Source organism: Marinomonas lutimaris (genome assembly GCF_019426345.1).
In the GTDB taxonomy this organism is placed as follows: domain Bacteria; phylum Pseudomonadota; class Gammaproteobacteria; order Pseudomonadales; family Marinomonadaceae; genus Marinomonas; species Marinomonas lutimaris.
Window position 1 is genome coordinate 1 of the sequence record NZ_JAHLLW010000041.1, and the last position, 8352, is coordinate 8352.

Sequence of the window (8352 nt, forward strand, 5' to 3'; positions counted from 1 at the left end):
GTGACACTTTATAGTCCAGCTGGTACCACGGCAGATCTTAACATTGGACCTGAAGGCGGAGTGACTGGAACAGCGAGTGGGCAAGTATCACTTCCTGTTAATTTAGCGGCAGGTGTCAATGGTACGGTTAAACTTGGCTATACGGGCGGTAATAACACTACAGGACAAACGCTCCCTTTTCCTATTGTCGCCCCTCGTATTGCCTTGACTTTCTGTATCGCTACTGAAGGTTTATATCCGCAGCGTCCGTAGTTTTTTGAACAGGGTTGCTCCATTGAGTAATCCTGTTTTTATCGTTAAGCAATATTTGGCGGAGCCAATTGAAATTTTGTGTCCTTGTTAAATTAGTCTGTAATAGAGTGTAAATTCGTGCATATTTTTTGCTTTATATATACCGATTTTATACTAACTTGAGGTAACATATTTTTAGAGGTTGTTTGTAAAACTTCCTTCGTTTTATTTTGATAATGAATGTTAAGAACATAGGTGATATGGATGTTACTGTTAAATACCGACCATATAACAATTGATGTCAATTTTCTCTTATTGGCCTGTTCAAACCTGTCTGGTTTTAAATTTTGTATACATCAAACACCTTTCGTTTTTTTACTTAGTGCAGGCACGCGTTTGCGTAATGCTTGTCGTATTGGGTTGTGAAAATTTTGATTCTTGATCGTTTATAAGGATGGCTTGGTGTCATCACTTTTGGCTTTCTAAAGACTGCAACATCATCTGATTGATTTTATGGTACATTTTTTTTAGGAGTAATTATGGCTGTTTATCCTCTGTTTGCTAATGGCGTGTTTGGAAAGACAGCATTAGCAGTCGTTGTGGCTACCGCAGTAGCAGGATGCTCGGTGGTTCCAAAGCAACTTTCTAACCAAGAAGTGATGGCTAATGCAGCGGAAAATACGGATCTATTAGCGCAAGATGTGGCTCCTATCAATGGCCCCATTGGCCTTAACGACGCTTTCGCTCGTACCATTAAATACAACCGAGACGCTCGTTTAAAGGCATTTGAAGCCGTTGTGTCGCAGGGGCAGTTGGCGGTAGATCAATTTGATATGTTACCGGATCTTGCTGTTCAAGCAGGGTATAGCCGACGCAACAATTATGCGGCCTCCGCTTCTGTATCTTTTTCTGGTGATGAACCAGCTTCACTTGGTAGTAATCCGAGTTACTCTGTGTCATCTGATAAAAGCACGGTAAATGCGAGCATTGGTGCAACATGGGACATTTTGGATTTTGGATTATCTTACTATCGCTCCAAGCAACAAGCCGATCGTTTTTTGATCTCGAAAGAGCGTGAGCGCAAAGTGGTTCACACTATCATGGAGCAAGCTCGTAGTGCTTATTACCGCGCGGTATCGGCAGAGCGTTTACTGTCTAAAATCAACCCACTTATTATCCAAGCACGCACCGCTTTAGCTGACTCGACTCGACTAGAAAGACTTCGTGCACAATCGCCTATGGAAGCCTTGTCTTATCAGCGCTCATTGTTAGAAACTTTGCGAACGTTACAAGATATTCGCAAAGACTTAATGCCAGCCAAAGCAGAGCTGGCAACTTTAATGGGGTTGAACCCTGCAGTGGACTTTGAACTTGCTGATGTAAATAATCCGGACTTTATTACACCGCGTTTGAATATTGCCATTGATGATATGGAGCGTACTGCGTTAGTGCGTCGCCCAGAACTTAGAGAAGCGCAATATCAAGAACGTATTACTCAGGATGAAGTGCATTCGGCCTTTCTGTCTTTGTTTCCAAGTCTGAACTTAAACGCAAGTGTCAATTATAACGACTCGGATTACCTTCGTAATAATAATTGGACATCCACTGGCGTCGGCGTTAATTGGAATTTAATGAATGTATTTCGCTACGGAAAAATAGAGCAGCTCAATAAATTGAAGGTGGCCGCAAGCAAACAGCAAGCCCTTGCTGTGTCTATGGCTGTCATCTCGCAAGTGCATATTGCCGATATTCAATTTAAAGAAGCGGGCGATGGTTATCAGTTAGCAACACAGTATTTGGATGTCGCGCAACGCATCAAAGCGCAAATTGATTCTAATCGACAAGCGCAAAGTATCGGTGATCTTACTGTCATCCGAGAAAATCTCAATGCCCTGTTAGCTGAATTGCGTCGTGATGTGGCTTATGCCGAGTTACAAAATAACTTTGGCAAAGTGTTGGTATCTATGGGCTTGGATCCATTGCCAGAAGGCTTTGGTAGTATGAATCTGGAACAGCTATCTACCGCTTTTGATCAGTTTCAAACGAAATGGCAACAAGGTGAAGTGAGCGTTGTGAGCCAAGAAGCCATGCAAGCTGCTGTCGCGGCTCAACATAATGCTGCGTTGAAAGACTAATGCGATTGATGAAAAAGCCAATGGGTCTGTTGTTTATCACTGGCTGTTTTCTGTTGACTTCTATTGAGGTCGCAGCGGAAGAGCGCGCTCGCGGCATACTGGTCGCGAGCCATAAAGCCAGCTTGTCCAGCGAACTGGCTGCAAAGGTCATTGCTGTACCCAAAAAAATGGGGGAATCCTTTCATAAAGGAGACCTGCTTATCCAGCTCGATTGTCGTTTGTATAACGCCCAATTAGAAAAAGTCGAGGCCGAGGCAAAAACGGCTTTGGCAAAGTTAGAGAACGTACAGCAACTTAATCGGTTAAATTCCATCGGCACACTTGATGTTGTCATTGCCGAAGCCGATTTACAAAAAGTGCAAGCCGAACGGACTATGACTCGGCTTAATGTGGAACGCTGTAATATCAAGGCGCCTTTTGCTGGCAGTATTGAACAACTGGATGTTCAGCCATTCGAAGTCGTGCAGCAGCAACAAGCCTTGATGAAAATCGTTGGGCTCGAGCGGTTAGAAGCCGACATCATTGTTCCGGCTCAATGGATGACTTGGTTAACAATCAATAAGACGATTGTGCTGCAAGTGGAAGAAACTCAACAGCGTTTACCGGCCGTAGTCAGTCATATTGGCCCCAGTGTGGACCCAACCAGTCAGACGGTTCAAATTCGAGCGACTATCAAAGATGTACCATCTAAGGTGTTGCCAGGGATGAGTGTGGTTGCTGAGTTTTAGTGACTGTAATGGGTTTAAAAGTGCGTATAAAAGCGCAGTAGAAAGTAATAGTTTGACTATATTTAATGTAAGCAGAAAGAGTCTGTTTATAAAGGATGTCCCATCGAGGTGGCGAGTATGAAAAAGCAAGTTTCCAATACACAAGGCAAAAGAGTGTCAGGCAAATATATGGCTGGTCACAAAACACAGACACGCAAGCCGCTGATTACTGCCTTGGAGCCTCGACTCTTGTTAGATGGTGCTGCCGTTGCTACGGCGGTGGAGGTCATTAGTGATGCTCAACTTCATCTTGACGCGTCCCAAACCGATACTCAGACAGATAGCCAGCAAGATTCTGAAAAATCCATTGTGGTTGCACCGACCGAAGTGCGAGCCGTTGATCCCACACAAAACAATGGCCGCAAAGAAGTGGTTTTTATTGAAGACAACGTGGCGGATTATCAAAGCCTAATTGATGGAACAAAAGCCGGTGTAGAAATTGTTCTGCTTGACTCGACTCAAGATGGCTTGTCACAAATGACTGAGTGGGCAAAAACGCACAGCGATTATGATGCCATTCACATTATCAGTCACGGTTCGCAAGCCAGTGTCAACCTTGGTGCTTTGAGCTTAGGTGGCTCAGCCATTAGCTCTCGTTCTGCGGATTTAGCGCAACTGGGTGCGGCGTTGAATGAAGATGGGGATTTACTGCTTTATGGTTGTGACGTCGCCAGCGGTGAAGGGCAAGACTTTATTACTGCTTTAGCCCAAGCTACCCAAGCGGATGTGGCAGCGTCAGATGACTTGACTGGCGCAGCAGGCCTTTGTGGGGATTGGGAGCTTGAAAAATCGGCAGGGAGCATTGAATCCGTTGTGTTATCAAGCGAAAGCTATTCCAGTGTGCTGGCTGATGAAACAATTGGCACTAATGGTGCCGAAATTGGGGTTGATACAACGGGAAATAATATTATTGGGCAAACTTTCACAGCAACAAAAACGGGGCTGTTGAAAGAGATTCATGTTGCGAGTCAAGGTACTGATGATGGTTCTGACTGGACTTTAACTGTATACGATGGAAGTGGGACCAGTGGAGCAGTGCTTGCGACGCAGACTGGCGCTTCATTAAACGACACTATCACAAGTCTTGATAATTATGCGTACTCAATAATTGCATTGTCGACAGATGTCAATCTGATAAGTGGCTCGGTTTATACTTTTATTTTTTCACCCGGACGTTCAATTGACTTGTCGTATACGAATAGTGATGAATACGCGGGGGGAGATATTTTTTTTGGTAGCTCAGTATTTCCTGACGCTGATTTAATTTTTCAGGTAGTTCAGGCCGATGCCGCTCCAGCCAACAACGCCCCCACAGTTACTGGAGCACCTACATATATTACCGTCACTGAAGATACCGCTTCTAATGTGGATTTGTCTGACGTGACTTTTGCCGACAGCGATGGCGATAATCTTACGGTCACTTTGACCGCATCGGCTGGCTCGTTAGTGGCGTCTTCTGGTGGGAACGTGACAGTGAGTAACTCCGGTACGGGAGTGCTGACGCTTTCTGGCACTGCCGCGAATATTAATACTTATTTGGACACTACTACCAACATTCAATACACAGGCGTTAGCAACGCCAGTGGCGATAATGCTGCTACGCTCACGATTAAGGCGAATGATGGCACGACTGACTCTAGTATTTCCACCGTCAATATTAATATTACGGCGGTTAACGATGCTCCGACGGCGGTATCACCAACGACGGGTACAGTGAGTACCTTCGATAGTGATAATGCTACTGTGGCCACGGTGAGTGCGACCGATGTCGATGACAGTACGTGGAAGTACAGCATCCAATCCATTACCTTGGATAGCGTGTCCCAGACCAATGATGGCTCTTTGTTTAATTTCGCCACAGGTACCAACACCTTAGTCGCAACCAATGCCTTGCGTGCCACCACGCCTTCTGGTTTAACGGCAGGAACCTACATTGTGACCGTTGTTGCAACGGATGCAGAAGGACTTTCTACAACTCAAGGCATCAGCATCACGGTTACCGACTCATTAACAGTAACGACGGGAGATAATACTGATAGCAACTCAAGTATTGCTGGGTCTTACGCTGCAGATTTAGCGGATGGCGGTGGTTTGTCATTGGCAGAGGCATTGTACTACGCTTCTGCTGGCCAAACGGTGCTATTCAATCTGGAATCTGGTTCTACAGTAGATATGAACGGATCTACTTTGACCGTTGCTTCAGATATAACCTTTGACACTGATTCAATGACGAGTTTGGCTATTAGTAACGGTACTTTAACGCTAAATGGTGGCTTGTCGGTAACGAATGGTGCTGGAGATAACACTAATATTGCCAGTATCTTGAATGGCGCTAGCGGTAGCTTGACTAAAGTTGGAGGCGGTCAGCTGACGTTATCAGGTAGCAACTCTTATGACGGTACGACCACGATGACGGGTGGTACCTTGTCTATTTCCAGTGATTCTAACCTTGGTACAGGTAACGTTATCTTAAGCGGTAGCGCCACTTTTGCCACTGCAAATAATGAGCTTAATGTAGATAACACTTTTGCGATTCAAACGGGTGGCGCTACGTTCAATCAGACGGGCAGCGGGCACCTAACACTTTCTGGTGCCGTCGAGGGTGATTCGCTATTGACTAAATCGGGTGCGGGTACCATGACCTTTCTAGCTACCAACGAGTCTTTTTCTGGTGGCGTGACTATCAACAACGGAACGGTCAATGCAGCTTCAGAAAACGAAAGCCTTGGTTATGCAGGAACTGTTACGTTGAATGGCGGCACACTGGCTATTAGTAACGATACAAGCTTTGTTAATAATATTGCGGTTAACTCAGAGGCGACGCTATCTAACAGTACGGATGTTACTCTGGAAGGGGGGATTTCTGGTTCTGGTGCGCTAACGAAAACAGGGGCTGGAACCTTGACTCTGTCGGGCTCTAATTCTTACTCAGGTGAAACAACGGTTTCCGCTGGCACGTTGAGCATAGCTGGCGATAGCCAGTTGGGCGCTGGGGCGTTAACCCTGAATGGCGGTACTTTGTCTGTGACAGGCAGTAGTGTAACGATCGATAATGCCATTAGTCTGGGTGGAAATGGTGGTAGTGTGATCAATGCCAATGACTTGACGTTATCGGGGGATATTTCAGGAACCGGTGCCTTGGCGAAAGCCGGTGCTGGAGCTTTGACTCTATCTGGTTCCAATTCTTACTCAGGTGAAACCAGTATCACATCAGGCACCTTGAACATAGCTGGCGATAGTCAGTTGGGATCTGGGGCGTTAACCCTGAATGGCGGTACTTTGTCTGTGACAGGCAGTAGTGTAACGATTGATAATGCCATTAGTTTGGGTAGCAGTGGCGGAAGTGTGAGCAATGCTAACGCCTTGACGTTATCAGGTGCGGTTTCTGGAACCGGTNTGATAATGCCATTAGTTTGGGTAGCAGTGGCGGAAGTGTGAGCAATGCTAACGCCTTGACGTTATCAGGTGCGGTTTCTGGAACCGGTGCCTTGGCGAAAACAGGTGTTGGAACCTTGACTCTGTCTGGCTCCAATTCTTATACCGGAACAACCAGTGTTACGTCAGGTACGTTGAGTATTGCCAGCGATGATAATTTGGGATCTGGGGCGTTAACCCTGAATGGCGGTGCCTTGTCTGTGACAGGCAGTAGTGTAACGATTGATAATGCTGTTAGCCTGGGCAGCAGTGGTGGAAGTGTAAGCAATGCTAATGCCGTGAGGTTATCGGGCGCGATTTCTGGAACAGGTGCCTTAATAAAAGAAGGCGCAGGCACATTATCCCTTTCTGGTATCAATACTTATACAGGTGCAACCACGGTATCTGCAGGCATATTAACGGTCTCTGGCGGCAGTGCTATTTCCGATACCAGTGCGGTAACTGTTGCTTCAGGTGCAACATTTGAATTATCTACAGATGCCTCTGAGACGGTTGGTTCCATTGCCGGTGCGGGTAATATTGTTGCCAACGGTGGTACTCTGACGGTTGGTGGGGATAATACGTCAACCACCTTCTCTGGAGTTATTTTAGAAGGCCCAAGTGGACTGACACTTAATAAGGTTGGTTCAGGAACTTTGACCTTGTCAGGCAGTAATACTTACTCAGGCAATACGATTGTATTAGGTGGCGGCTTATCTATTAGTGGAGATTCGAATCTTGGCTCTGGTGCTTTGACTTTAAATTCGGGCACCTTATCAGTAACAGGCAATGGATCCACTATAGACAATGCCATTACCCTGATAAATAGTGGAGTATTGAATCTTAATGCGGGTGTTGCCGCTACTTTCTCTGGTGTCGTATCGGGTTCGGGTGGACTACTAAAAACAGGGGGGGGGACTGCAACATTGTCAGGTACGAATACCTATTCAGGTGCAACGGTACTCAATGGCGGAACTTTATCTGTTTCAGGGGCGTTAAATGGCACTTCTCAAGTCACGGTTAATTCTGGTGCAACACTAGCCGGTTCTGGTTCTATCTTTGCGGCAAACTCAACCAATACCTTGACCGTAAACGATGGGAGCTTTCTTGCGCCTGGTGTATCTGGATCAAATAATGGCGTTGGGGCACTGACGGTCAATGGTCATCTTGTACTCAATGGCACTCTAAAAGCGGATCTTACGGGGGCAAGCGCAGGCACTGACTATGACCAAGTAGTGGTGGCTGGCGATGTTACCTTGGGGGCGAACAGTGCCTTTGATATTGCTTATTCTGTTACCAGTAGCGGCAACACATTTACCTTAATTGATAAACAAGGTGTAAATGCCATTACAGGCACGCTAAGTGGTGTTGCAGAAGGTGGAACGTTAACCTCTAATAGCCATAGTTTTCAGACGAGCTATGTGGGTGGAACAGGGAATGATATCACGCTAAAAGATAACGCAGCTCCAGTCATCACCTCTGGGGCAACAGGAAGTGTCGATGAAAATGCAGATACCAGTACGGTTATTTATACCGCAACAGCGACGGATGCGGATAATGATTCTTTGACGTATAGCTTGTCTGGTACGGATGCGGCGTTATTAAATATCAACGCCAGTACGGGTGCAGTGACGCTGAAAAATTCTGCAGATTATGAAACAAAAAATACCTACAGTTTTAACCTTGTTGTCACCGATAGCAGTTCTGGTCATCTAACGGACACCAAAGCGGTGACCGTCAGTGTCAATGACTTGAACGATAACTCGCCTGTAATGACTTCCGGTGCGACGGGCAGTGTTAATGAG

The 8352-nt window shown here is 46.0% G+C and carries 5 protein-coding genes; all 5 read left to right on the plus strand.

Going from position 1 to position 8352, the window contains the following annotated elements:
• Positions 1 to 252 (plus strand): hypothetical protein (locus tag KPL72_RS20890; protein WP_219704331.1); only part of this gene is annotated, 252 nt, incomplete at its 5' end.
• Positions 253 to 770: 518 nt separating this feature from the next.
• Complete coding sequence (locus KPL72_RS20895) at positions 771 to 2366, plus strand: TolC family protein (RefSeq protein ID WP_219704332.1); 1596 nt, start codon at positions 771 to 773, stop codon at positions 2364 to 2366.
• On the plus strand, positions 2366 to 3094 hold the full coding sequence (locus KPL72_RS20900) for an efflux RND transporter periplasmic adaptor subunit (RefSeq protein WP_219704333.1): 729 nt from the start codon (positions 2366 to 2368) through the stop codon (positions 3092 to 3094). The genes KPL72_RS20895 and KPL72_RS20900 overlap by 1 nt, the downstream gene beginning before the upstream one ends.
• A 168-nt stretch (positions 3095 to 3262) precedes the next feature.
• Positions 3263 to 6571 carry a DUF4347 domain-containing protein gene (locus KPL72_RS20905; protein ID WP_430010751.1) on the plus strand — a complete coding sequence of 1103 codons (3309 nt, stop codon included), beginning with the start codon at positions 3263 to 3265 and terminating at the stop codon, positions 6569 to 6571.
• A partial coding sequence (locus tag KPL72_RS20910) for a beta strand repeat-containing protein (protein WP_219704335.1) occupies positions 6568 to 8352 on the plus strand: 1785 nt, incomplete at its 3' end. The genes KPL72_RS20905 and KPL72_RS20910, both read left to right, overlap by 4 nt.

What these genes read in the sequence shown, in the direction of transcription:
- KPL72_RS20895 (WP_219704332.1), top strand. Translation starts at nt 771, where the DNA reads ATGGCTGTTTATCCTCTGTTTGCTAATGGCGTGTTTGGAAAGACAGCA.
- KPL72_RS20900 (WP_219704333.1), top strand. Translation starts at nt 2,366, where the DNA reads ATGCGATTGATGAAAAAGCCAATGGGTCTGTTGTTTATCACTGGCTGT.